Origin of the sequence: Paenibacillus sp. H1-7, assembly GCF_022354825.1 — a bacterium.
In the GTDB taxonomy this organism is placed as follows: domain Bacteria; phylum Bacillota; class Bacilli; order Paenibacillales; family NBRC-103111; genus Paenibacillus_S.
Genome location: NZ_CP031168.1, coordinates 136,499 through 160,683 on the forward strand (window position 1 = coordinate 136,499; position 24,185 = coordinate 160,683).

Genomic DNA, 24,185 nt, shown 5'->3' on the forward strand with positions numbered 1-24,185 from the left:
CGGCAGGGAAAAAGCCGCCTCTCACGGCAATAAGGGGAGGCGGCTTTTAGGCTATGCTAGTATTTGATGCAAATGTTCGATACTTCGCTGTAGAAGTCGAGGCTGAACATCCCGCCCTGCCGGCCGATGCCGCTCTGCTTCTCGCCGCCGTACGGCGTTCGCGGATCGCGAAGGAACCAGGTGTTCACCCAGGTGAGTCCGGCTTCGATCTGATGCGCTACACGGAAGGCTCGGCTGCTGTCCTTAGTCCAGACGGAGGCGCTTAGGCCGTAATGCGTATCGTTGGCATAGCCGATAACCTCTTCTTCGGTATCAAACGGCTGTACCGTCACTACGGGGCCGAATATTTCCTCATTGATGACGCGGCAATCGTCGTTCACGCCGGTAATGATCGTCGGCTCGACGTAAAAGCCCCGTTCCGAGACGTTGGCGCGTCCGCCGCCGGTCTCGATGACGCAGCCGTCCTCACGGGCCGACTGAATGTATTGCAGCACGCGCTCGTAATGCTGCTCGCTGATCAACGCGCCGATGCTCGTATTCGGCTGCAGCGGGTCACCCACCACCTGCTGGCGGGTGCGGGCGATGAATTTCTCCAGAAATTCATCGTAGATCGGCCGCTGCACATAGATGCGAGAGCCGCACAGGCAGACGGCGCCCTGGTTGATAAAGCTGCTGCGAAGCGAGGTGTCCACCACTTCGTCCAGGTCGCAGTCGGCGAAGATAATGTTCGGGTTCTTGCCGCCGAGCTCGAAGGAGACCCGTTTCAGGCTTGCCGCGCCTGCTTTCATAATGCTTTTCCCGGTCGTCGTCTCTCCGGTGAAAGCGATGGCGCGTATGTCCGGATGCTCGGACATTGCTTCTCCGACGGTGCGGCCGGCGCCGTTGACGATGTTGATGACGCCGTCGGGCAGACCGGCCTCCTGGCATATTTCACCGAGCAGCGTGGCGGTCATCGGCGTCCACCTCGCGGGCTTCAGGACGACGGTGTTGCCCATGGCGAGGCAGGGCGCCAGCTTCGCGCTCAGCAGCAGCAGAGGCAGGTTCCAAGGATTGATCATGCCGACGACGCCGAGCGGACGGCGCACGACGAAGTTCATCGCGCCGACCTCCATCGGATAGGCGTCCGTTCCCATCGTCGAGATGAAGTTGGCGTAGAAGTGGTAGCTCCCCGCGGCGCGCGGAATGTCTACGTTCGTAGACAGCCAGAGCGGCTTGCCGGTGTCCAGCGTCTCGAGCATGGCGAGCTCGTCTTTTCTCGCCAGAATCAGGTCGCCGATCTTGCGGAGAATGGCCGCCCGCTCGCTGATTTTGGACTGCTTCCAGCCTCCGTGAAATGCGCGCGCGGCCGCTTCTACGGCGAGATCCACCTCGGCCTTGCCGCCTTCGGCCACCTGGCCGAGAATCTCTTCCGTCGCCGGGTTGATATTGGCAAACGTCTTCGGCTCCTGGGAGTGGACATACTTCCCGTCGATGAAATGCAGACAATCCATACCTTTAACAATCGTTTCCATGGATTAGCTCCTCCTTTGGATTGGGTGTGGCGCAGCCGGTGCGGTACAGCTTGCGGTAGCCGTTCGGCGTCATCTGTAAGGCTCCTTTGAACGTTCTGTAAAAGGTAGACAGCGTCTCGAAGCCGAGCTCGAAACAGATGGAAGCAATGTCTTTATCCGTTTCCGCAAGCAGCTGCTTCGCAAGACGCATTCGAACCTCGGTTACATATTGCAGCGGCGTCATGTGATACCGTTCTTTGAAAATGTTGTTCAAATGGCGGGCGCTGACGCCGAGTCTGGCGGACAAGTCGCCGGGATTCGCTATAGTATAGTAATGCGTATCGATATAGTCGCGCAGCTTCTCCGCCCGCATGCCGTTCATGCCGGAGACCGGCTGGCACCGCGCGAGAAGGAGAAGCAGCTCCGCCAGGCAGGTTCCGATAGCGAGCTTGTGAAGGAGCGCGCTGCGGGTTTGCTCGAACAGCATTTTGCGCGTCAGCTGCCGCAGTTCGTTGTCCCCGAACCCGTGAAGCTTGACGAGCCTGGAGCCGGCAAACTCTTTATGGAGCAGCCGGTGTCGGACTTCTTGCTCCAGCAGCTGCTCGTCAAATTCGAGAACGAGCACCGTTAAGTTGGCGGCGGAGACGATAGAATGAGGACAATGAGGCACGATGACGACGCCGCTGCCGCGCTCGAAATCGGAGCTCACCCCGTCCAGCGTTACTTGGCCGAAGCCGTCGAGCGCGTACAATATTTGATGGATGTCATGATGGTGCTCCGTCATGACGTCGCCGTCGCTATGCCGGATTTCATATAAACGGATGCCAAGCATGAGCCGATCCACCCCTTGCGGTTTTGCGTCCGCTCCTTGCCGGCAGAGAGCGTCCGGAACCTTGTACTTTATACGGCTGCCGGGACCGGATTTAGCCTTTACGGCGGTCCTGCTGGGGCTGGTCGAAATCGGGATATCCGCCCGCATGGGCCGAAGCCCCCGGGAAGCCGATCCGTTCCCATACGCCGGGAGTGTTCAAGTACAGCGAGGTCACATCGCCCCGCAGCTGTTTGTAGAAGCCGGGGACGGTGGCCTTTAGCGCGAGCAGCACTTCATGGATCTGCCCTGGCTCGAGCTGATCGAGCGGCTTGCCGAACTGCGTTTGGGCTGCTGTGCATGCGGCATCCAATCCTAATGAATAGAGCTTCGCGTGAACGCCTTGTGCGATTCTCGCGGCTAATACGGCGCCGGCATCCGCCTCCGCTGCGCCTCGATCCGTCTCGTCGGCGGGGATAACGCCGTTAGCCAATAGGGCGAGCAGCTTGGCCTGCTCCGCCTCGCTTAAGTATTGCGTACTCATTGGTCGGCTCTCCTTCCTGGGTTACCATTGCCCCTGCCGCGCATTGGCGGCGATATAATCGACAGCGCGGCTCGCGATCGCCATCGCGGTCAGCGTAGGGTTCAGCCCGCTGCCGGTGACGAATACGCTCGTGTCGCAGATGAACAGGTTCGGTATATCGTGCGACTGGCAAAATTCGTTGACCACGGAGGAGTCCGGGTCGCTGCCCATCCGGCAGGTGCCCATAGCATGGGCTCCGTAGTTCAGGCCTACGCGCACCTTGCGTGCGCCGGAAGCCTCCATCAGCTCGACGGCCTTATCTCGCGCCGCGCCGGCCAGCTTGATATCGTTATCAAGCCACTCGATGGCGACTCTGGCGGCTGGAAGCCCGCGGTGATCCTTCACGTCAGGGTCCAGCGTCACCGTATTATGCTCGCTCGGCAGCCCTTCGGCATGAGCCCACCAGGCGGCCGTGTACGGGTAGTCCTTCAGAAATTGCTTGAGCTCCGCTCCTACGAAGTCGCCGCTCAAGGTTGCGTAGGTGACCGGCGTCATCATATAGGACAGCAGGATGAAGCCTCGGGCATAATCGTTGCGCGCATCCGGCTTGTAATAATCCTGCACCATCACCTGTCCCATCTGAATGCCCTTATAGGCATTGACGGGCTCGTCGAAGGTGCCGAAGACTTGCCATGTCGGATGGCTGAGCATATACTTGCCGACGGCGCCGCTCGAATTGGCCAGCCCGTCCGGGAAGCTCGGGCAGGCCGACAGCAGCAGCAAGCGCGGCGTTTCGACCGCGTGAGCCGCCAATATCACGAGCCGAGCCGTTAGCTCGCGCTCGTTGCCTTCGGCGTCCAGGTACAGGACGCCCGTTACCCGGCCAGCGGCGGCGGCGTAATTGACGCGATGCACGAACGCCTCGCTGATCACTCGCACACCGGCGGCTTCCGCCTTCGCCAGGTACGTGCCCTGGCTCGTCGCCTTAGCCTCCGTCGGGCAGCCGGCGGCGCACCAGCCGCAGTACGTACAGGCGGGACGCCCGTCGTACTCGACGGAGTTCACGGCGATGGGCGGCGCGAACGGCTGCGCCCCGGCCTTGTGCGCGCCCCGGGCGAGCACCTGCGCGTGCCAGCTGAAGCGGTGCGCCGGCATCGGCAGCGTGTACGGCTCGGGCGCGTACGGCCCGCAGTCGCCGGCGACGCCGAAATCACGCTCGACCTTGGCGTAGTAAGGCGCCAGGTCCTCGTAGCCGATCGGCCAGTCCGCCCCTACGCCCTCCAGGCTGTAGGTGCGGAAATCCTCCGGATGGAACCGCGGCATGACGCCGAGCCAGGTGAGCGTGCCCCCGCCGACGCCGATGCCGGTCTTGGGCACGACCTGGTGCTTGCCGGCGTATACGCGGGGCTCGGTCCATTGGATTCGGGCATGATTCGCTTCCGCATTGGCGAAGTCCCGATCCGGTTGGAACCGCTTACCTGCTTCGATAACGGTAACGGAGAAGCCATGCTCGGCCAGCTCCTTGGCGACGAGTCCGCCGCAGGCTCCGGAGCCGACGACGATGACATCGACAGGCTGTGTTGGCATCTGTTGAACCCCTTTCCCAATAAGCTGGATTTAAGTGTTTGCACTTGTTATGGAACGGATGGACGGCATATAATGACAATAAGCATTAGGCAGCATATTTGAATATTTGGGAGTTAATTCCATATGAGCTTGCAGTGGATCGAATTACCGGCTGAGGGAATGCTGATGTATGAATTTCAACATGTCGACGGCGATGTGGTAAAACCCCATCATCATCAAGTGCATCAGATTTTGTATGCGTTGGAAGGTCAGGGCAAGATTACGTTGAATGGAAAAAGCTCCGAGTACAGTCAAGACCGGGTCGCCGTAATCGTGCCGAATTCGGAGCACGCGATCGTATCCGATTCGAGGCTGACCGTGCTTGTGCTTGCTTTTGATGAAAGGATCTTCGATACGCCTATGAGGCAAGAGCTGCTGCATCCGTATTTCGGGATGTCGCAATTGGGCAAGCCGAATCCGTTAACCGGCGGCGAGCTTAGGCAGTTGCTGCGCAAAATGCTGTACGAGCAGTCGAGCGCAGGCAAGCTGGGCGCTATTGCGATGAAAATTATTTTGTCCGAGCTGCTGATCGTTCTGGCCCGTTCGCTGCATATGCAGCAGGCGACGGATGCCAACAGCCTGAGAGCGGAGCGCATTCGCCATTATATCGATACGCATTATTTTGAGATTGTGAACGCCGGCGATATCGCCGCCAAGCAAGGGATCAGTCTGCGCTACATCAACAACATTTTCAAGGAGCAATACAGCTTGACTCCCATGCAATATTTGACCGATATCCGCATCGGGATGGCGAAGCAGATGCTGGCCGAGACGGACAAGGACATCGCGTCCATTTGCTTTGAACTCGGATTTGAAACCGTTTCCACATTTTATCGCATCTTCAAGGATGCGGTTCAAATGCCGCCGAACAAATATCGAACGCTGCATAAAATGCAAGAGCCCGGCAGAAGCGGATGACGGTATCAGGGGTGCCGGGGAGCAGAATGACCGGAAGCAGAAAATGCATGATGAAGCTGCTGGGCTGCTGTAAAACCAATATGTCATGCGTCCGTGTTGCTCTAAGGAGTGCTGCCGTGCCAGGCCGAGTGTTATTTGGCCATTAGGGAAACGTTAGCTGTTAGCAGGACCCGGCCCCGGCAGAAGAGAGGAATTGCGGCTTTCTAAGGTCAGGAGGCGGTCCGCCAAGACGGCGAACGGCGCCCGGCAAACGATTATGGGCCCATAATCGATGCTTCGCGAGAAGCCGATACAAGGCCATCATAAATCAAGCGGCGCCGTTCGTCTTTGCAACAGAGGAAATGGTTTCTTAATATTGGAACTAAAGTTTATGTTTTAAATACCGGCAGCGGCGGCCAATATCCATGGCGTGACGAACAGCGTAATGACGGCCGCGAGGATCATCGAGATGCTGGATACGGTCCCGGAAACGCTGCTGAACTCGAAGGCTTTGGACGTGCCGGCTCCATGAGCGCTCGTACCGAGCAGCACGCCGCGGGCGATATCGCCGCGGATGTTGCACATCCGGATGACATAAGGGCCGATGATGGAGCCGAAGATGCCTGTCATCATTACAGCCACAGCCGTAATGGTCGGGATGCCTCCGATAGACTGGGAGACGTTCATGGCAATCGGCGTGGTAACCGAATGCGGGAGCAGACTGAACGCAAGCTGATCGTTAAGCCGCAAAGCCCGGGCCATCCATACGGAAGAGGCGACGGCCACTGCCGAGCCTGACAGCACGCTGACCAGAATTTCGGCAGCGTGTTTTTTGATGAGCGCAAAATGCTTGGATAGCGGAATGGCAAACGCGATGGTCGCCGGCTGCAGCATATCGGACAGCCAATGAGCACCGGTATTGTAGGATTCAAAGGAAGTGCCCGTCGCCAGAAGCAGAATGACGAGTACCGCAGGCGTCACGATGATAGGCGACAGCAGCAGCGACGGCTTGAATCGGTGGAGCCTTTTGGCTGCAATATAAATAATGACGGTGGCAAGAAAGCTCAACGCGCCGATGATCATGGACGGGCACTCTCCTTACGTCTGGCTGCGGCTATGGCTTGCGCTACCCAGCCGCTGCTCATCATGACCACAATCGTACCGAGGGCAACGATAAGCGCAATTCGCCAGCCGTCGCTGACGAGCAGCTGGCGGTAACCGATGATGCCGACGGCAGGGGAGACGAAAAACAGCAGCAGCTCGGCGATCAGCCAGTTCGAGCCGGCCTCGAGCCATTCGCTGCGCACTATTTTCGTTTGCAGCAGCACGAACAAGACGAGCATGCCAAGAATGCTGCCGGGAATCGGCAGATGAAGCCAGGCGATAAGTAGGTTCATCGCCCAGGAGAATATAATTAACAGCGCAATTTGCGCTATGATGTTCAAAGCTTTTTGCATGGCTGCCAGCCCCTTTCATAGGAAAGTGTACAGCAGCTTCTTTCATAGGTAAAATACATATACAGAATGTTTTTCATTCCATTTGTCTATGGATCAAAGGGGGCTCCCCGTATGGATATGCGGCATTTGCAATATTTTGTAGAGGTTGCCCGGTGGAAGAGCTTCACGAAAGCCGCGCAGGCGCTCTATATTACACAGCCGACCATCAGCAAAATGATCAAAAATCTCGAGGACGAGCTGGGCGTTCTGCTGTTCGAGCGGCTCGGCAAGCGGATCGAGCTGACGGATGCAGGGATGGTTTTGCTCGGACAGGCACAGCATATGGTACAGTCGTTCGATACGATGACGGCGCATTTGGATGAGCTGATGCAGGCGAGAAGGGGGCGGATCCGGATCGGCTTGCCGCCGATGGTGGGAGCGAGCTTTTTCCCCAAAGTGATCGGACGGTTCCGTGAGCAATTTCCCGGCATTACGCTGCAGCTGTTCGAGCACGGGTCGAAAAAGGTGGAGGCGGACGTAGGGGCGGGAGAGCTGGACATCGGCGTCATTCTGCTGCCTACGAAGGAGGACCTGTTCGAGTCGTTTTCCTTCGTCAAGCAGCGGCTGATGCTTGTCGTTCATCCTGCACATCGGCTGGCCGGGCATAAGACCGCCTCGCTCATCGATTTGAGGGACGACTCCTTTTTATTGTTTCATGAGGAATTTGCGCTGCATGACCGGATTTTGGACGAATGCGAGAAGCTGGGGTTTCAGCCGAATGTCGTGTACAAAAGCTCCCAATGGGATTTTATCAGCGAGATGGTCGCGGCGAATTTGGGGATTGCGCTGCTGCCGGAGGCGATATGCCGGGAGCTCGACCCGGAGCGGATGCGGACGATTCCTTTGACCGATCCGACCATCCCGTGGCATTTGGCGATGATCTGGCGCAAGGACAGCTATCTATCGTTCGCGGCCCGGGAGTGGATTGCTTTTGCGAAAAGCATGCTGCAGCCTGCCACTTGAATCTGTCCCTAGGACCGCAGCAGCTGCAGGACTCCTTTTACTCGACCAGCAGGGCAGCCCACACAATGAAGGTAAACAGCAAGGGAGCCAGCGTACAGCCGACGAAGACGGCGACCCAGAAGCCTTTGGTGAAGACCATCTCCTTAGCGCTTGCCATAACGCTCAAGCGGGGAGGGAGGTCCAGCTGGCCGATCCAGCGCTGCAGCAATTGCTTCGCATGAGCTTCGTCCCGGTCCTGCAGCTTGCTCCACAACTCGGTATGAAGGGCTTCCATGTCTGCTTTATTGTCACTATCCTTAACGGACATCATAGGGGTAACGGCCTCCTTTGGCATGAAGGTGGATGCATTCATCTCACCATTATACCAGATGTGTTCCAAATAGTGGAAATGGATGGTTCAGTGGCAACCGTAAAGGTATTGCAGGGCACCGCTCTTGAGAAGGAGGCTGGTCGTCTTAGCGAAGCTGGCAGCAACCGGCAGTAAACGCAAAAAAACCGGCTCTATGGCCGGTATATAGAAACGTCGTTCAACTTTGGGCTTCGCTATTTCTTTTTTGCTTTGGCTTCCTCTTTTTGCTTTTTGAAAACGGCAACATTGACCGCATTGCTTGCCAACGCATTGCCCAGCTCTGTTTTTGCATTCGCGGACTGGGATATGTTAATGACGATATACAGATTTTTGCCGATGCGATGCTTGTAGGTCTTTACGTTTGTTTTTGACTTCGCTTTCGGTTTGGATTTAGCCATAGCGCATCCCCCTTATCCTGTAATAACAGCATATGAAAGGGATGTCCTTGAGGTTTAGGCGAAGGAGCATCTGGCAAACACATATTTGCGGCATGCTGCATTCAGGCATATGGGGGCATTGTGATCGTTCGTAAGGGCAGCAGGTTTAACTACATTAAAGGAAAAAGGCCGTTATGACACGCATGCAGCGTAACATAACAGCCTTTTCGCTTTTTCGGTGCCACACGACTTTGCAGCCGAGCGCCCCGTTTACTGCGCAACAGCAGCATCAGCTGATTGACCTGGGTGCAGCCGGTCTTGGTTTCCTGCGAACTCGGAATAAGCCTGCTCCTCGTGCGCCGGAATTGGCGAGTAGTGGCTGCAGCCAAGGTCATGCTGAGTACTATGGGCGCGTTGCGGTAATGGGTAATCCTAACCTTTTTCGTGGTGATGCTCCTCTGATGTTGCTTATCTCTATTTGTGTATAGAAGGATTAATCCTTAACAAGTAAATCGTGTCGACATCCATCTAGACGGAGCAGGGGTTGCAAATGTTGCATGTGGAATTAATTGGATAACGCTATTATCGTTCTTTGATTTCTTTAGGTCCGCGGAGGCCTTCTAAAATGTAGCCCCTTCCGCCATATACGCTGTAAGCCGCTTTTTCCGCTTTACAGCACGCCGGAGCGCAGGCTACCCCGCCTGTAAGACGGATTTCCCGTCTTACAAGCGTTTGAAACCGCGAGGCGTAAGGTTTTTCGGAGCTGTAAGGCGCTATTTCCGCCTTACAGCACGCCGGAGCGCATGCTGCGCCGCCTGTAAGACGGATTTTCCGTCTTACAAGCGTTTGAAACCGCGAGGTGTAAGGTTTTTCAGAGCTGTAAGGCGCTTTTTCCGCTTTACAGCACGCCGGAGCGCAGGCTGCGCCGCCTGTAAGACCCGCAGCGTGGCAAACGACAGTGCCTCACCCAAAAGGAAATATGCCCGCCCATACTAAAAAAATCCCCGCATCTCGACAGCAAACGCTCCAGTCGGAATACGGGGATTTTCAACGCCTATCGTGCGGCTACAAGCTTCTCTTGAGCGGCATCCACGGCGGCTTCCTTCTGCTTGGCGCTAGCAAGCTCGCGCTCCAGCTCGTACGGCAGGCACAAAGGGACACCCGAACGTGGGTCGCGGATAATGTCCGCCTCGATGCCGAATACTTCCCTGAGCACGTCGAGGGTCATGACCGCTTCCGGCGTGCCGCTGCTGACGACCTGCCCGCGTTTGATCGCGACCATATGGTGCGCGTAGCGGGAGGCATGATTGAGATCGTGGACGACCATGACGATCGTACGCTTTTCTTCATCGTTGAGCTTTTGCAGAAGCTTCAACACCTCGAGCTGATGAGCCATGTCCAGGAACGTCGTCGGCTCATCGAGGAACAAAATATCGGTGCCCTGCGCGAGAGCCATCGCAATCCATGCGCGCTGCCGCTGTCCGCCGGACAGCTGATCGACAGGGCGATCGTAAAGCTCCGACATGCCGGTCATATCGATCGCCCAGCGGACGATCGCCTTGTCGTCGGGAGATAACGATCCGAAGCCTTTTTGATGCGGGAACCGTCCGTAGGTGACAAGCTCCGATACGGTCAAGCCTTCGGGCGCAATCGGATTTTGCGGAAGAATCGCCAGCTGCTTGGCGACTTCCTTGGTCGATTGCTGATGGATGGACTTGCCGTCCAGAAACACGCCGCCGCTTTTGGGCTTCATAATCCTCGCCATCGTCTTCAAGATGGTGGATTTACCCGATCCGTTGGCGCCTACAAGGGCGGTAATTTGACCAGGGGGGATGCTAATATTCAGGTTATCGACAATGGAGCGTTCTCCATAAGCAATATTTAACTGATTCGTGTATAAGCGTTCCATCTGTTCCTCTCCTTCAGGAAGCATAGTCGTTCCGATAATAATGATAATCATTTTCATTCAATTATAAAGAAACAACGGGCAAAAGACAATACAAAATTCGTTTGACAATGATAATCATTTTCACATAAAATCTTATGGAATAGCTACCTCTGACAAGGGATGTGAAAACCATGCGGTACAAGCCTGACTCCATTCGTCATTATTACCTGGAATACATGGCAACGGAAGAGTGTAAGCTCCAGGCCGAGCAGAGCCAAGTTATCGTAACCGGGGATGAGCATGCTTTCGGCTTTGTATTGCAGGAGAAATGCAACGTGAGTTTGCAATCGAATTCCATGCGCAGCTCGGGCAAAGTATTGTGCGGAGAGACGTTCCTAATTCCGCCTGACTGCCGGTGCGCCATTGATAATAGTTCCGCCTCGACCGCCTTTATGCTGATCATCCGCTTCCAGTGCTCCACGAGCGTGCCGGCCTCCGGCTCTCCCTTACAGCCGTTCCGTCTGGTTGAAGACTTCCGGCTGTATACCTTCCGGACGCCTCAAGCCCGAAGCTGGGTGCAGGATTTCCTCGGCGATATCGGGAGACGGGAGCCTGCATTGTTCTACCAGCTTCAGTCGCATCTATACGCCATGGCCGCCGCATTGATGATGATCGTGCAGAAGCCGCGGGAAATGGAGAAGAGTCTGGTGGAGTATGTAGAGCAGACCCGGCACTATATTATGCAGCATTACAGCGAGCCTATGGACATAGAGGATATCGCCCGCTTGTCGGGAGCGAGCCCGAGCCGGTTTTATCAGGCTTTTCGCAGACAGACCGGGCTTAGCCCGCATAAATTCATTACAAAGCGGAGGCTTGACGCTTCACTGACCTTACTGGCGGGATCGAAGTCCTCGGTCATCGAGGCGGCTCACTCCGTCGGTTATCCGGATGAATATTACTTCAGCCGAATGTTCAAGAAGCACTTGGGACTCACGCCGACCGAATTTGCGGCCCGTACGAAGAAGCGGATCGCCTGCCTGTCACCGGTGCTGCGCGGGGATTTGTCCGTCTTGGGAATTACGCCGGAGCTAAGTCTGGAGCGCGGGTGGGTCGAGCAGCCTGAGATCCCGCTGAAGCAAATTCGCCAGATGGAGCCCGAGCTCATATTGGCTCCTCCGATCCCGGATGATATTCACCAAGAGCTGATCCAAATAGCGCCGGTTATCGTCATTCCGTGGAAAAAGTATCCTTGGAAAGAGCGGCTGCTCGATATAAGCCAGCTGTTCGACCTGCAGAGCGTAGCGGAGCACTGGCTGTCGTACTTCGACATGAAGGTGGAGAACGCCCGGCTTCATGTCCGCCAGCATTTGGGGGACGATCCCGTACTGCTTGTACACGCAGCGGACGAACACCGGTTTCGCGTCTTCGGCATGCAGATGAAGAAGATGAAGGATTTGTTTTACGACGATTTGCAGGTGCAGCCGCCGGAGCCCGCCCGTGAGATCGGCGCGCTGGACGTCACCTCGCTTAGTGATGTCGCCGCTATCGATTGCGATAACATCCTGTTTCTGGTGGGACACGCCAAATCGGAAGATTTCTGCGATCATCTGGCGCTAAGATGGAGGCAGCTGAGACGAAGCCGCGGGAAAAAGCGGTGTCTGTTCATCCGCCATGACGACCCTCTCCTGTACAACGCGGCGGCTCATGAAGGACTGGTGGACCAAACGGTCAACCATTTAATGAGCAAAGGCTCCTGAAGTTTCGCAAATCCAAAAATCTCAAGAAGGATTTGCTGCAGTTGAAGGGATTTGCTTTGCAGAGTCGTCCAATAGAGCGTTTCGCGTGAACGACCGCTCAAACCGTGATACAATAAGCTTGCTGATAAGAATGGTTCGCATGACAACCATCTCCATCGGCAGGCTTTTTTGTTAATTCGCGATAGGGCGATTGCCCGTCGTCCTCCAATTCAGTCATTTGTTAAGGGTGTGCTACGTAGATATGTATTTGGAGTGAAATATTGATGATCGGGCTGCAGAGTGGTTTATTTTCCGCGGGGAAATAACTATGATGGTGGTAATATGATTGTTTGACCGAGAGAGGAGGCTCCTATGAACCACAAACCGACCATCTTGATCTTGACGGCGAGCTATGGTGACGGACATTTGCAAGCGGCGCGAGCGCTTAAACAGTCCTTTTTATCCCGGGGTACGGAACGAGTTCGAGTCGTCGATCTCATGAGAGAAGCGCATCCTTTTTTGAATAGCATTACAACGACCTTATATTTAAAAAGCACGCAATCCTCCAAATTCGGCCTCGATTATTACGGCTGGAGCTACTATATGACGCGCGAGACCAAGCCGGATCTTGCCTGGAACCGGTATTTCAAGATTATCGGCAAAAAGAAGCTCAAGGAAATTATCGATGAAGAGAAGCCGGACGCGATCATCAACACGTTTCCGTTCGGGGCGACGGCGGAGCTGTGCCGCAGCTTGAGAATCCCGTGCTTTACCATCATTACCGATTTCGCCCTTCATTCCCGGTGGGTGGACTCGCATATTGACAAATATTATGTGGCGGCGGAGGAGATCAAGGATCAGCTTGCATCGTACGGCTGCTCGCGGCACCAAATCGAAGTAAGCGGGATTCCGATCCGCAGCGATTTTATCCGTTACGATGCTTCGAGCCATAATGAATTCCGGACGATTCTCGATCCTTATCGCAAAACGGTTCTTATATTGGCCGGCTCCTACGGCGTTCTCGGCAACGTGGATGATATGATCCGGCCGCTTCTGGCCATCGACGATTGTCAAATCGCCGTGGTGTGCGGACGAAACGCCAAGCTGGAGCAGAAGCTTCTAGCTCAATATTCGGATGAGCAGCACGTTCATATTTTCGGTTTCCTCGATAATATTCATCAGCTTATGGCCTTATCTTCCTGTATTATTTCCAAAGCGGGCGGGCTTACCTTATCGGAATCGCTTGCGCTGCGCATCCCGCTGTTTATTTATAAGCCGTTCGCGGGTCAAGAGAAAGAAAACGCCATTTTTCTGTCCAATAAAGGAGTTGCATCCATTTCTTACAGCACCGAGGAGCTGACGGACCAGATCCGCCGCTTTTTCGGCGATGAGCTGCTGTCTGCAGAAATCAAATACCGCATGGAGCGGATCCAATCCAAGTGCGCTGCGGAATTCATCGTGGAGGATGTCCTCCGAACGATCGACCGTACCGTGCCGATGGTAAATAATCCGTAATAAGCGGGGGATACTAAGCAAAAAAGTATAATGGAGGAAGGGGAAGCGCAGAATGCAGACTGTTCATAAACCGTCCTTTGCCGAACATAGAATATGGTATGGCATCATTTTATTTCTCGTCGAATTCGTGCGGGGAGCGTTTCTCGTTTCCTTCCTACCTACGTACGCTGTTAATGCGCTCGGATTTACGGTAACGACCGTAGGGTGGGCCGTATCCATCCATTACATTGCCGATACCGTCATCAAATGCTACGCAGGCTATTTGCTGGACCGCTTCTCTTTAAGATTCACCGTTGCTTGCGGCCTTGCCGTATCCATGGCGGGTTTATGGCTGCTGTATCAGGTGCATTCCGTATGGCTGCTAATCGGCGCATCCGCGCTGTTCGGCATCGGGCTGTCGCCGATCTGGCTTGTCTGCCTCAGCAAGGTCAAGCCGGAGCACCGCGCCGAGCAAATGGGCATGCTGTATACATGCTGGCTGGCCGGTCTTGGAGCCGGCCCGATCGTCATCAACTTTATTATCGATAAGAGCTATTCGATCACCTTCTGGCTCATGATGGGGCTGTGGGGGGTCAGCCTGCTCTTGTCTTTGTTTATAACCAACACCAAGCTTTCCACTCCGACACAAATTCCTCTTCAAGACCAGCTGGCCATGCTGTGGGACCGGCTGCGTTCCATGAAGAAGCTGCTCCCCGGGATGACTCTGCAAACGACTGCAGCAGGCATTCTGGTCCCTGTGCTTCCCGGCTTCGCATCCCATGCCCTAGGCTTTAGTTACTCCCAATATTCGTACTTGCTCATTGCCGGAGGCGTACTTACGGTAGCGGCGCTGATTCCAATGGGAAAGCTGTCCGACCGGTTCGGTAAAAAGTGGTTTCTTATTCTCGGCTTCACCGCCTTTGCGATAATGTTATTCTCCTTAACTTTAGCGTCCCAGCTGTGGATGGCGCTTACTCTTGCAGGCTTGCTCGGCATATCCTATGCAGCGGTTCTGCCAGCCTGGAACGCGCTTCTTGCGCAATATGTTCCGAATAACAATCAAGGCTTGGGCTGGGGCCTGTTCTCCAGCGTGGAAGGAATAGGAGTCATCATAGGACCCGTAATCGGAGGTTGGATTGCCGATACGTTCAGCGAGAGTATGGCTGTGCTTGCCAGCGCCGTGCTGCTAGGGGCCATTGCGGTATATTACTGGATCGCCCCGCCCGAGGGAACAGGGGAAAGGGTGGCACTTAAGAATTAGGAAGGACGAAGGCATATGGGGCATTTGTTCTGGATCATCATTGGAGTGCTGTGCATTTATACGATCATTCCGACGATACTCGTTCGTTTGTTCAGATTGGGCGTGTATAAAGAGAGAGCCACCGAGCGGTGCATGTTCCTTACGTTCGACGACGGTCCCGATCCGCAATATACGCCGCAATTGTTGGACTTGCTGAAAGCATACGATTGCAAAGCCACTTTTTTCGTGCTCGGGTCGAAGGCGGAGCAGCATCCGGAGCTGATTCGGCGCATGCATGAAGAAGGGCATTTGATCGGGCTGCATAATTATTCCCATCGGGCTAATGCACTCATGACGCCGCGAAGAGTAAGAAAACAAATCGATGACGCGGTACAGGCCGTAGAAAGCATAACGGGAGAGAAGCCGGTGTATTACCGGCCGCCGTGGGGAGTCATCAATCTGTTCGATTTTTTACTGCTCAAACGGTTTCACATGGTGCTCTGGTCCCTCATCGTAGGAGATTGGAGAAGCCGCGGCGGCAAGAATAAAATCAAGCGCAGGCTCCTGTCGAAGGTGCGAAACGGGGCGGTTATCGTCCTTCATGACAGCGGTCAGACGTTCGGGGCGAATGAGGATGCTCCTGGCTTTATGCTGGAGGCGCTGCAGGAATTTGTGGAGGAAATGAAGCGGCAAAAGTACACCTTCCTGCGAGTAGATGCCGTATCTTCATGGCCGCAGGATCAGACCACGGTCCTCGGGTGGCACCGCAGGCTGCCGATCGCCCTGTGGCTGAAGTGGGAGCAATTGTTTCATACCGTATTTGACCTTACTCCCGTAGATCCCGATAACCGGCTTCTGTATTACCGCATCTGCACGTATCAAGGGATCCGTATTACGCTTCCCGACGGGGAAGAGATACGCAAGGGCGACCGGGTGGTCGAGCTTCATTTTAACAACGAGATGATCTTCCGTCTGGCTTCCGGCACCCGTTCCATGATGCATCTGGCCGTACAGCTGATCCGCCTGGTGCAAGAGCTGATGCCCAAAATGACGGAGCAAATTCTCAGCAATTCGGACATCAAGGGGATTTACGGCATTACCATGATTTACAGGGGGCCCCAGCAGTTCGGATTCACGGTGAGAGATATGCCCCGCGGGGTATTTTATATCATGACCAAGCTGTATTTGCGTATGCTGCTCTGGGTAATTCATCCCCAAGGGAAAAAGCGGCTCGAGCTCAAAAGCGACCTGCTCACACCCAAAATTCTTGCCATCTCCACCAAGGAATTGCAAAAAAGGTATTCGGTTTCCCACGGTACATAACCGCCTGCGGTTAGGGCATATTATCCCTGATCTGATTTTATGGGTTAGGGGTGAAGGCATGAAGCGAGCAGCTGGTTGGGCATTATGCTTGCTGCTGACGGCCGGCATCGGGTGGATGCCCGTTTCTGCGGCGGCGGATGCGGCTGCCTTGAATCCGTATCACTTCGGGTTTAAGAAAAGCAAGCATCAGGAGCCAGCCTCCATCAATGAGGAAGGCTTCAAAGGAATCGTCCAAAAGAACGAGGCGATATTCCTCGGTGATGTTACGAAGAAGGAGCTTTATTTGACCTTCGACAACGGCTACGAGAACGGCTATACGGCCAAAATTTTGGATGTGCTCAAGGAGCATCAGGTGCCCGCTATTTTCTTCGTAACCGGACATTATGTACAGGATCAGCCGGAGCTGGTCAAACGGATTGTGGATGAAGGGCATCTCGTCGGCAATCATTCCTGGAGCCATCCCGATATGAGCCAAATTTCCAATCAAAGGCTCAAGGAGGAGCTCGACAAAGTCAAATCGGGAGTGAGCCAGCTGACGAGCCAAAAGGAGATGCGATATTTGCGCCCGCCTCGAGGCATCTTCAACGACCGGATTCTTGCAGCGAGCAAGGAGCTGGGCTACACCAGCGTATTCTGGTCCATTGCATACAAGGATTGGGATACGAAAGCGCAAAGAGGGGCGCAGTATGCTTACGATAGCGTAATGAACCAGCTTCACCCGGGAGCGGTCATTTTACTCCATTCCGTATCCAGTGACAACGCGGCGGCATTAAGCCGGATTATTATCGCAGCCAAGGAGCAGGGCTACGAATTCAAAAGTCTCGATCAAATGCAGGCACGAACTTATTAGCCAAGTAACCATTGCAAAGGGAAAAGGCATCGATTCTCTGATTAAGAGAACGGTGCCTTTTTCTGTCCATATTATCCTCCAGGCGGAGCGGATCTTGCGGTAGACCGAAAATCGATCCGGTACATTTTCTTCGGACGGCCCCGCAATTTTTCTCCTGCTTCACATAAGCGACCTTCGCTGGAAATATCGAGACTCTCGCTCAGCTGCTGCACGTACGGATTCACGTCGTTGCAGAAGGCGGCGTCCACCGGATTTTGTCACAATTGCAGGCGATATTAACAAGCGAAATGCTTTTGTTATGTTTTTTTAATGTTTTGGGCTGATTTTTTATTCGATTGTAACGGGCGATTCAGTAATCTATACCTAGGTTATTCAAGCAAGCAGCAAACCATAAGGGAGAGATTACTAATGATGAAACGCAAAAAGTTCGCAGCATGGGTTATTACGACGGCCGTAGGCTTATCCGCTATCGTTCCTCAAGTATCCGCAGCAGTTAACTTTACCGATAACGGGGCGGCGACGCCTTATAAAGCAGCTGTTGAAGAAATGGCCAAGCAAAACGTCATTACAGGCTATGGCGACCAGGAGTTTAAGCCGAACCAGAACGTTACTCGCGCGGAATTGGCAAAAATGGTTGCTCTGGCGCTTCACGTGGAATTGAAAACCGACGGCAAGCTGTCCTTATCCGACGTAGCGGACAGCGACTGGTATCAATCGTATGCCGCGGCGCTTGTCAGCGTCGGTGCTATGAAGAGCGAAGACGGCAAATTCCAGCCTAACAAGCCGGTTACTCATGAGCAGCTGGTAGAAGTAACGGCCGCAGTTCTGAAGGTAGACGCCGCTCAAGTGCAGGCTCTGCTCGGCAGCTCGTTTGTTAAAGGCAAGTTTGCAACGCGCGGTGAAGCGGCACTGCTCATGTATGCAGCACAGCAAATCGCACCGGTGCAAATTACAAGCATTACGCCGTTGAATGCGATCACGCTTCAGGTTACTTTCTCCGCTCCGCTTCCGAAAGAGAACACGGACGTGGATAAAGCGAAAGCTAATATTTCCTTCGACAACGGCTTGAAAATTCTGAACATCCCGCAATTGAAAACGGGAGCGACAGCAACCTACATCGTTCCGGTAACTACGCAAAAAGAAGGAACGACCTATACGATGAGCTACAAAGGTCAAGCTTCGATGACCTTTACGGCCAACACCGAGAAGCTTCAGCTTCGCTCCGCACAGCAAGTGGCCGCCGATACATTCGAAGTGGAATCCAGCCTTGAAGACGGCGTTGCCGATTACGGCTATGTCGTGGCAGCTTACAGCGCCGGCCGCAAAGGTGCCTTCATCGTGGATGACAACAATATGTACAACGGCAAGCAGTACGAAATTCTTTCGTCCATGAGAGACAAGCAGGTAACGATTACTCCTGAGGGCGGAGAGGCGATGATCGCCAACTACATTCCGTTCACGCAAGCTACGGACGGAAGACAAGCTCCGAAGTTCCGCCTGCCGAACGGTCAAACGTTCAAGTCGGGCGTGAAGTACACCGTGACTTCCGATTGGGCCGATATTGCCATCGGTACGTTCACCGCTAAAGAGATCGCACCGCTTGCTATCCAGTCGGCTGCACAGGTCAGTGAAACGTCCCTCGACATTACGTTGGCCCAAGATCCTAAAGACGAGCTGTTCGCATTGCGCAGCGTAACATTGACGCCGGAAGGCGGCGGTGCTCCTATCACGGCTCAATACAAGCTGACCAGCCGCAAAGGAGCAACAGGAACATTCGATCTGCAGAACGGCGCGAAGCTGGCGGCAGGTACGAAATATACGGTAGCGCCTGTTGGCGGATGGGCGACTGCAGCATCAGTCACGCTGACGACTAAGTAATAATTATCGGAACATGAGATAGACAGGAAAATCGGCAACGAAAGGAGAGCGCCCTGTATGTGGAAGAGGGGTGCTCTCTTTCTCATTTATGGCATTGGCCGCCGTACAACAATAAGCGAGGTGAAGATGATGAATCGAAAGCATAACCGATCAAGAAACATAGCTAGGCTGCTGCTGCTGATGATGATGGTCGTATTGGCTTTGGCAGGCTGCCAGCTTCAGCTGGATCGCAGCGGACAGGAGGCGCCGGCGCCGATCCCAGGCTTGGCTGGTCAAGGCTCCGCAGCCGCCGATCCTACGCTGCCTCCGACCCCGACCCCTGCGCCTGCGCCCAAGCAGGAGGAGGCACCGGTAGCCAAAGCTTTTGCGTACAGCTTGATGATTACGCACTCCAAAAGCAATACCGTTTCTTTCGTCAACCCCGAAAGCGGCGTTATAGAAAAACAGCTGGAAGCCGGAACGGCTCCATTCGCTCTGGCGCTCGACGCAGGAAGCGGCAGAGCCTACGTCTCTACAGCGGAAGGCGTGGCCGTAGTCGATACGAAGCAGCGCAAACGAACTGCGCTCGTGCCGTATCAATCGGCTATCCAGGCCATCAAGTTCGGTGAATACCGGCCGGGAGGAATGGGGATTGCCGTCTCGCCCGACGGTCGTTTCGTGTACGTCGGCGTCTATTTGCCGGGCAAGGCGAGCCAGGTGGAAATATTGGATACGGAGAAGCTTGCCATCGTTGGAACGGTCCCCGTCGGGACGAGACCGTTCGATGTTGTCGTCAGCAAGGACGGCAATGAAGTGTACTCGATCGACCACGACTCGTATTCCGTCACCATAGTCGATCCCATGAAGCGGACCGCCCGCAAAATAGATGTAGCCCCATACGGCAAAGGAGGCTTTGAGAAGCCGCATTACGCTGTCGTAAGGGAGGACGGCCATCTGCTGCTGCCGTATCAGGGGCGAGGACTCGTAGATTTTGATCCCGTCCGCGGCACGTACGAGACCAAGCCGTTGACCGGGAATTCGCATCAGGAAGGAGTAGCGCTGACGCCGGACGGTACCCGTATGCTGATCATCGGCAATGGAGCCGCAGGCAGCGCTACCGGCAGCCCTAATCTTACCGTGCTGGATATGCGGACGCTGGGTGAGAAAATCATCCCGCTGAACCGCGTCCATCAGATGGTGGCATCCAGTCCGGACGGGAAACTGGCATACCTCACAGGCGGTGTCACGTATGCCGATACCGGCTGGGACGGTCTAACCATCGTCGACTTGGAGAAAGGCACGACCAAGGAGATGGCTTTGCCGGATTATCCGCTGGACGTCGAGATAGTCCAACAACAGCCTGATACAGCTAAGAGCTGAAGCGGGAGATGGGCTGAGACCGGCAGGTGGAGTGTGGATGCTCATCCGGCAGCCCGGGCTTATATTCCAGCCGCCTGGCAGTCTGTTCATCACTACTTCCTATCGAAGCACCCCTGTGTATCTTGTGCGCAGGGGCTTTTTGCGTTGAAGGCCGCCACCAAGGAATGTAACAAAATGTAGACATCGTTCGTCTATATTATAGGGCCATTGTTAAGAAGTAGGATAGGAGGCTGCTGATGGGATTTCTGCTTAAGAACATTGCGCGCAAGCTGGATTTGATGATCCTGCTGCTGCTTCTTATTTTGATGACAATCAGTATTTTTTGCGTATACAGCGCTACATTGATCCATCCCGATTTGGCCGGCTCCCACGTCAGAATGATGTATTTTTACGGCATCGGGTTTGCCGCCCTGTTCGCCAGCCTGTTTTTCAATTACAAAACCGTGCTGCGCTTTGCGCCGATCTATTATGCCATAGGGCTCGGGCTGCTGGTTTTCCTATATTTTAAAGGCGATACGATAAACAATTCGCAGGGGTGGTTTTCGCTGCCGGGGGGATTAAGCTTTCAGCCGGCCGAGCTCTGCAAGCTGCTTCTTATTTTGATGCTGGCGTTTTATTTGACCAAAAGGAATGCGGACACGCTTGGGCTGTTTCGGGACGTACTGCCGATGGGTATCATTACGCTGGTTCCGTTTATCCTGGTACTCATGCAGCCGGATTTGGGCAATTCGATCGGCTATGTGGTCATCTGGGCGGTTATGTGCTGGATCGGCAACCTCCGTTACAGCCATGCGCTGATCGGTCTGGTCTTGGTCGCTGTCGTAAGCGTGACCGCATTATACAGCTACGTCGAGCACCACGATGAAGTGAAGCAATTCATGGCATCCAAGAACAAGGCCTACTGGCTGGACCGGATCGATGCCGTGGTGCTGCCGGATCAAGCTTCGGACAAAGCGACGTACCATATGAAAAGGGCGGTCATGGCCATCGGCTCGGGCTCTTTGCTCGGAGAAGGCTATCTCCAGGGCTCCTCGATTCACAGCGGGCAAGTCCCGTACACTTATTCGGATTCCATCTTCGTCGTTATTGCGGAGGAGTTCGGTTTCCTCGGTTCCTCGGCGCTCCTGATGCTTTATTTGCTCCTCATGTACCGGATGATGATCATTGCGCAAAAGCTGAAAACCAAATCGGGAGTATACATTATAGCCGGCATCTCCGCGATGCTGCTGTTTCAAATATTCGAGAATGTCGGCATGCTCGTCGGTCTGATGCCAATTACCGGGATTACGCTGCCTTTTATCAGCTACGGCGGGACATCGCTGTTGATCAATATGCTTTCTATCGGACTTGTTCTGAATATTTACATTTATGACGATTCTATCGAGTAGGTGATGGGGGAGGAAGAAAGCTTGCTGAAATAAAAAGAAACCGTGACCGGACGACCCCTGCCAATAGGCCGCGGCAAGCTTGAATGTTTCAAAATTATTCCAAGGACTCATGTTGACGCCCTGAAAAATGTTGTAATCCTTAAATGCAATCTGTATGCCATACATGGGAGCAGCGCATCCGCCTTCTGTCCGTGTTCCCGGCCGCCCAAGACCGCTCCAACCATAAAACTGCTGCCCACCGCCTTTTTCCGGCCTCCCTAAGCGCGTGTTTCGGCGCTGCGCGGCGGTCGGTCAAACCCATGTAGAGTGCATTTGAGTGCTTATACAAGCATAACTTTGATGAGTCCTATGCCATTAGCCTTGCTGGCTCTAGTCTAAGCTCTATCTAAAATTTCATTGAAGACAATGGGATGAGCGAAGCTGCCCCTCGGAGTTTGGAGGGGGGGCGGCTAACGGAATTCGGGGCAGACTATCGGTGCTGGATGCGGGTTATCGGACGAGAGATACGTTATTTCCAGAAAACGTGCTGTTTTTACTAAGCTATCGGACACAGGTGCGCTTATTTGCCCATTTTACCAGCAAAAGCAGTGTAATTTGGCGAAATAAAGGATCTGGTGTCCGATCACCATGTGAATGGAGCTATTTGTTCTAAAATAGCGGAACTACGGTCCGCAAGCACTTACCGTACTCCTAGGGATACCTGCACGCTCGAACGGATTGGATTTTTGGAATTTCGCAAGGTTCGTTGACGGCCAGCGGACGAAAACCGAAAGCGAACGTGAGAGAATGTACTCCCGCGGAGAACGGGCGTCGTAAAAAGAAATGCACCTGGCTGCTGCCTAGGACGCAAAGGATGAAATAAGGCGGAACCACCCTGAGAAGGGGGTTCCGCCTATTGCTTTTTACCACAATAGAATTTATAAGATTCCGAGGTCATCGGATGTAAATAGTTCTATTGGCGATAAAAACAGCCTTGCTTACGAAGCGGGTTTTGCTAAAGCCATAACTTTAAGGTCACTTCTCTGTGAAAGGGCCTCGATTGAGGTTTATCTCACAATTGAACTTCGATGCCTAAAGCTTGGAGCCGCTCCCAGTAGTCCGGACATGTCTTGGAGACGCAGCCCGGATCGGCAATACGGATGCCGTCCGCTTTGACGGCAAGCAAGGACAGCGCCATCGCCATCCGATGGTCATCGTGCGTATCCAGCAGCGCCGGCGTCGGCTCTCCCGGGTAGACGGTCAAGCCGTCGGGATGCTCGTCGACTCGGATGCCTGCCTTCGTCAGCTCCGTGCAGATGGCGGCGATCCGGTCGCATTCGTGATGCCGGATATGGGCCGCATCGGTGAGCGTGATCGGACCGTCGGCGAAAGCCGCGAGAGCCGCTACGGTGAGGGTCTGGTCGGACCACCGCTTCATGCTGACAGTGAATCCGCCTTTCAGCTGCCGGGTGCCGCGCACCTCTACGAAATCGTTCCCTCGTGTGACTGAGCAGCCCATCTTCTCCAGAACGTCCAGCAGCTCAATATCGGGCTGCCGTGTGCCGGCCGTTATGCCGTCAATCCGAATGCGTCCGTTCGTCAAGGCGGCGAGGGACCAGAAGTAGCCGCAGGTAGAAACGTCCGGCTCCAGGGCGATCGATTGCGCTGTGTATTTGCCGGCCGGTACGGCGATCGTCTGCCCGTCTTCGCCGCTCTTCGGATCGACGCCGAAGGCCCGCATCATGTCGAGCGTCAGCTCCACGTAATCGCGCTGCACGACAGGTCCGTTGATCCGCACCGTCAGCGGGCTCTGCGCATAAGGAGCGGCCAGGATCATGCCGCTGATGAACTGGCTGGAGGTGGAGCCGGACATGACGGCTTCCCCTCCCCAGATGCCGCGAGCGTGCAGCGTCAAGGGCAGGCGCCCGCTCGCCTCGTCGAAGCGGATGTCCGCGCCCAGGCTGGACAAGGTGTCGAGCAGCGGCGCAAGCGGCCGCTCGCTGAGCCGGGCGCTGCCCGTGAGCCGCCAGATGCCGCTGCCTGCGGCCAGCGCCCCGGGCAGGAAGCGGGCGATCGTTCCGGCAGCGCCGAAGTACAGCTCGCCTTGCTGGACCGGCCAGCTTCCACCGCCCCCGGCGATAACGGCCGTATCGTCCTCCAGCTCCACTTCGATGCCGAGCCGGCGCAAAGCCTCGATGCACCAGTACGAATCGTCGCTTTTCAAAATGCCCTTCACGCGTGAGGTTCCTTCCGCCATGGCGGCGATGATGAGGGCTCGGTTCGTCAAGCTTTTGCTTCCCGGTATCGTGATGGTCCCTTCGATAGGCGAGCCCGCCGGCATGACGCGAACCTCGGCTTTCTCGTTATAACGCGACCAGGGAGAGCGGGCCTCACGGTCCGGCGGCTGTGCAGTCGTATGGTTCATGATTCGGATACACCCTTTCGTTCGTTGATGGAATCGTGTAACCCGATTATAATGAACAGGATGAAATAGATGAAATTCGGATTTTTCCATTATGTC

General features: G+C 54.8%; 20 protein-coding genes. 10 read left to right on the forward strand and 10 right to left on the reverse strand.

Annotated elements, in window-relative coordinates:
- Positions 1 to 56: 56 nt before the first annotated feature.
- The 4 genes from DVH26_RS00660 to DVH26_RS00675 form a co-directional block, all read right to left on the reverse strand.
- Positions 57 to 1,511, reverse strand: a complete 1,455-nt coding sequence (locus DVH26_RS00660) for an aldehyde dehydrogenase (protein WP_239630684.1) — start codon at positions 1,509 to 1,511, stop codon at positions 57 to 59.
- Positions 1,495 to 2,322 (reverse strand): AraC family transcriptional regulator, encoded by an 828-nt coding sequence (locus DVH26_RS00665; protein WP_239630685.1) that lies wholly within the window; start codon positions 2,320 to 2,322, stop codon positions 1,495 to 1,497. Before DVH26_RS00665 ends, DVH26_RS00660 begins: the two co-directional genes overlap by 17 nt.
- 91 nt (positions 2,323 to 2,413) lie before the next feature.
- Entirely contained in the window at positions 2,414 to 2,842 is a 429-nt protein-coding gene (locus DVH26_RS00670; RefSeq protein ID WP_239630686.1) for a gluconate 2-dehydrogenase subunit 3 family protein, read from the reverse strand.
- A 21-nt stretch (positions 2,843 to 2,863) separates the two neighbouring features.
- A complete protein-coding gene (locus DVH26_RS00675) occupies positions 2,864 to 4,408 on the reverse strand; it encodes a GMC family oxidoreductase (protein ID WP_239630687.1) in 1,545 nt (514 codons plus the stop codon).
- Between the two features lie 123 nt (positions 4,409 to 4,531).
- Here DVH26_RS00675 and DVH26_RS00680 point away from each other — a divergent pair, with 123 nt between their 5' ends.
- Positions 4,532 to 5,365, forward strand: coding sequence for a helix-turn-helix domain-containing protein (locus tag DVH26_RS00680; protein WP_239630688.1), 834 nt, complete (start codon positions 4,532 to 4,534; stop codon positions 5,363 to 5,365).
- A 375-nt stretch (positions 5,366 to 5,740) separates the two neighbouring features.
- On the opposite strand, the gene DVH26_RS00685 is transcribed toward DVH26_RS00680, so the two are convergent.
- Together DVH26_RS00685 and DVH26_RS00690 are read right to left on the reverse strand one after the other, a co-directional pair.
- A complete protein-coding gene (locus tag DVH26_RS00685; RefSeq protein ID WP_239630689.1) occupies positions 5,741 to 6,427 on the reverse strand; it encodes an LrgB family protein in 687 nt (228 codons plus the stop codon).
- Positions 6,424 to 6,801, reverse strand: coding sequence for a CidA/LrgA family protein (locus DVH26_RS00690; RefSeq protein ID WP_239630690.1), 378 nt, complete (start codon positions 6,799 to 6,801; stop codon positions 6,424 to 6,426). The genes DVH26_RS00685 and DVH26_RS00690 overlap by 4 nt, the downstream gene beginning before the upstream one ends.
- Positions 6,802 to 6,912: 111 nt before the next feature.
- On the opposite strand from DVH26_RS00690, the gene cidR reads away from it, so the two are divergent.
- Positions 6,913 to 7,803, forward strand: coding sequence for a cidABC operon transcriptional activator CidR (cidR, locus tag DVH26_RS00695; protein ID WP_239630691.1), 891 nt, complete (start codon positions 6,913 to 6,915; stop codon positions 7,801 to 7,803).
- A 37-nt stretch (positions 7,804 to 7,840) separates the two neighbouring features.
- Here cidR and DVH26_RS00700 read toward each other — a convergent pair whose 3' ends face one another.
- The 3 genes from DVH26_RS00700 to DVH26_RS00710 all read right to left on the reverse strand — a co-directional run bounded on the left by DVH26_RS00700 (position 7,841) and on the right by DVH26_RS00710 (position 10,438).
- Positions 7,841 to 8,113 carry a hypothetical protein gene (locus tag DVH26_RS00700; RefSeq protein WP_239630692.1) on the reverse strand — a complete coding sequence of 91 codons (273 nt, stop codon included), beginning with the start codon at positions 8,111 to 8,113 and terminating at the stop codon, positions 7,841 to 7,843.
- A 233-nt stretch (positions 8,114 to 8,346) separates the two neighbouring features.
- The gene (locus DVH26_RS00705) at positions 8,347 to 8,550 is read right to left on the reverse strand and encodes a hypothetical protein (protein WP_239630693.1); all 204 of its coding nucleotides are present in this window, start codon (positions 8,548 to 8,550) and stop codon (positions 8,347 to 8,349) included.
- Positions 8,551 to 9,583: 1,033 nt separating this feature from the next.
- Positions 9,584 to 10,438 carry an ABC transporter ATP-binding protein gene (locus DVH26_RS00710; protein ID WP_239630694.1) on the reverse strand — a complete coding sequence of 285 codons (855 nt, stop codon included), beginning with the start codon at positions 10,436 to 10,438 and terminating at the stop codon, positions 9,584 to 9,586.
- 170 nt (positions 10,439 to 10,608) lie between these two features.
- Between DVH26_RS00710 and DVH26_RS00715 the strand changes: the two genes are divergently transcribed.
- From DVH26_RS00715 to DVH26_RS00750, 8 genes are all read left to right on the forward strand, one after another.
- Positions 10,609 to 12,174, forward strand: a complete 1,566-nt coding sequence (locus DVH26_RS00715) for an AraC family transcriptional regulator (RefSeq protein WP_239630695.1) — start codon at positions 10,609 to 10,611, stop codon at positions 12,172 to 12,174.
- A 351-nt stretch (positions 12,175 to 12,525) separates the two neighbouring features.
- Positions 12,526 to 13,668 (forward strand): MGDG synthase family glycosyltransferase, encoded by a 1,143-nt coding sequence (locus DVH26_RS00720; protein WP_239630696.1) that lies wholly within the window; start codon positions 12,526 to 12,528, stop codon positions 13,666 to 13,668.
- A gap of 52 nt (positions 13,669 to 13,720) precedes the next feature.
- The gene (locus DVH26_RS00725; RefSeq protein ID WP_239630697.1) at positions 13,721 to 14,908 is read left to right on the forward strand and encodes an MFS transporter; all 1,188 of its coding nucleotides are present in this window, start codon (positions 13,721 to 13,723) and stop codon (positions 14,906 to 14,908) included.
- 15 nt (positions 14,909 to 14,923) lie between these two features.
- Positions 14,924 to 16,210 carry a polysaccharide deacetylase family protein gene (locus DVH26_RS00730; RefSeq protein WP_239630698.1) on the forward strand — a complete coding sequence of 429 codons (1,287 nt, stop codon included), beginning with the start codon at positions 14,924 to 14,926 and terminating at the stop codon, positions 16,208 to 16,210.
- A gap of 58 nt (positions 16,211 to 16,268) precedes the next feature.
- Entirely contained in the window at positions 16,269 to 17,060 is a 792-nt protein-coding gene (gene pdaA / locus DVH26_RS00735; protein ID WP_379459167.1) for a delta-lactam-biosynthetic de-N-acetylase, read from the forward strand.
- 408 nt (positions 17,061 to 17,468) lie between these two features.
- Entirely contained in the window at positions 17,469 to 18,938 is a 1,470-nt protein-coding gene (locus DVH26_RS00740) for an S-layer homology domain-containing protein (RefSeq protein ID WP_239630699.1), read from the forward strand.
- A gap of 57 nt (positions 18,939 to 18,995) precedes the next feature.
- Entirely contained in the window at positions 18,996 to 20,297 is a 1,302-nt protein-coding gene (locus tag DVH26_RS00745; RefSeq protein ID WP_239630700.1) for a beta-propeller fold lactonase family protein, read from the forward strand.
- Positions 20,298 to 20,533: 236 nt separating this feature from the next.
- Positions 20,534 to 21,685, forward strand: a complete 1,152-nt coding sequence (locus tag DVH26_RS00750; protein WP_239630701.1) for an FtsW/RodA/SpoVE family cell cycle protein — start codon at positions 20,534 to 20,536, stop codon at positions 21,683 to 21,685.
- Between the two features lie 1,051 nt (positions 21,686 to 22,736).
- On the opposite strand, the gene aroA is transcribed toward DVH26_RS00750, so the two are convergent.
- The gene (gene aroA, locus DVH26_RS00755) at positions 22,737 to 24,089 is read right to left on the reverse strand and encodes a 3-phosphoshikimate 1-carboxyvinyltransferase (protein ID WP_239630702.1); all 1,353 of its coding nucleotides are present in this window, start codon (positions 24,087 to 24,089) and stop codon (positions 22,737 to 22,739) included.
- Between the last annotated feature and the right edge of the window lie 96 nt (positions 24,090 to 24,185).

Coding starts and splice junctions, on each gene's coding strand:
- DVH26_RS00745 (WP_239630700.1), top strand. CDS start 18,996: ATGTGGAAGAGGGGTGCTCTCTTTCTCATTTATGGCATTGGCCGCCGT.
- DVH26_RS00685 (WP_239630689.1), bottom strand. CDS start 6,427: ATGATCATCGGCGCGTTGAGCTTTCTTGCCACCGTCATTATTTATATT.
- DVH26_RS00715 (WP_239630695.1), top strand. CDS start 10,609: ATGCGGTACAAGCCTGACTCCATTCGTCATTATTACCTGGAATACATG.
- aroA (WP_239630702.1), bottom strand. CDS start 24,089: ATGAACCATACGACTGCACAGCCGCCGGACCGTGAGGCCCGCTCTCCC.
- DVH26_RS00730 (WP_239630698.1), top strand. CDS start 14,924: ATGGGGCATTTGTTCTGGATCATCATTGGAGTGCTGTGCATTTATACG.
- DVH26_RS00705 (WP_239630693.1), bottom strand. CDS start 8,550: ATGGCTAAATCCAAACCGAAAGCGAAGTCAAAAACAAACGTAAAGACC.
- pdaA (WP_379459167.1), top strand. CDS start 16,269: ATGAAGCGAGCAGCTGGTTGGGCATTATGCTTGCTGCTGACGGCCGGC.
- DVH26_RS00700 (WP_239630692.1), bottom strand. CDS start 8,113: ATGATGTCCGTTAAGGATAGTGACAATAAAGCAGACATGGAAGCCCTT.
- DVH26_RS00710 (WP_239630694.1), bottom strand. CDS start 10,438: ATGGAACGCTTATACACGAATCAGTTAAATATTGCTTATGGAGAACGC.
- DVH26_RS00725 (WP_239630697.1), top strand. CDS start 13,721: ATGCAGACTGTTCATAAACCGTCCTTTGCCGAACATAGAATATGGTAT.
- cidR (WP_239630691.1), top strand. CDS start 6,913: ATGGATATGCGGCATTTGCAATATTTTGTAGAGGTTGCCCGGTGGAAG.
- DVH26_RS00680 (WP_239630688.1), top strand. CDS start 4,532: ATGAGCTTGCAGTGGATCGAATTACCGGCTGAGGGAATGCTGATGTAT.
- DVH26_RS00750 (WP_239630701.1), top strand. CDS start 20,534: ATGGGATTTCTGCTTAAGAACATTGCGCGCAAGCTGGATTTGATGATC.
- DVH26_RS00665 (WP_239630685.1), bottom strand. CDS start 2,322: ATGCTTGGCATCCGTTTATATGAAATCCGGCATAGCGACGGCGACGTC.
- DVH26_RS00740 (WP_239630699.1), top strand. CDS start 17,469: ATGATGAAACGCAAAAAGTTCGCAGCATGGGTTATTACGACGGCCGTA.
- DVH26_RS00660 (WP_239630684.1), bottom strand. CDS start 1,511: ATGGAAACGATTGTTAAAGGTATGGATTGTCTGCATTTCATCGACGGG.
- DVH26_RS00720 (WP_239630696.1), top strand. CDS start 12,526: ATGAACCACAAACCGACCATCTTGATCTTGACGGCGAGCTATGGTGAC.
- DVH26_RS00690 (WP_239630690.1), bottom strand. CDS start 6,801: ATGCAAAAAGCTTTGAACATCATAGCGCAAATTGCGCTGTTAATTATA.
- DVH26_RS00675 (WP_239630687.1), bottom strand. CDS start 4,408: ATGCCAACACAGCCTGTCGATGTCATCGTCGTCGGCTCCGGAGCCTGC.
- DVH26_RS00670 (WP_239630686.1), bottom strand. CDS start 2,842: ATGAGTACGCAATACTTAAGCGAGGCGGAGCAGGCCAAGCTGCTCGCC.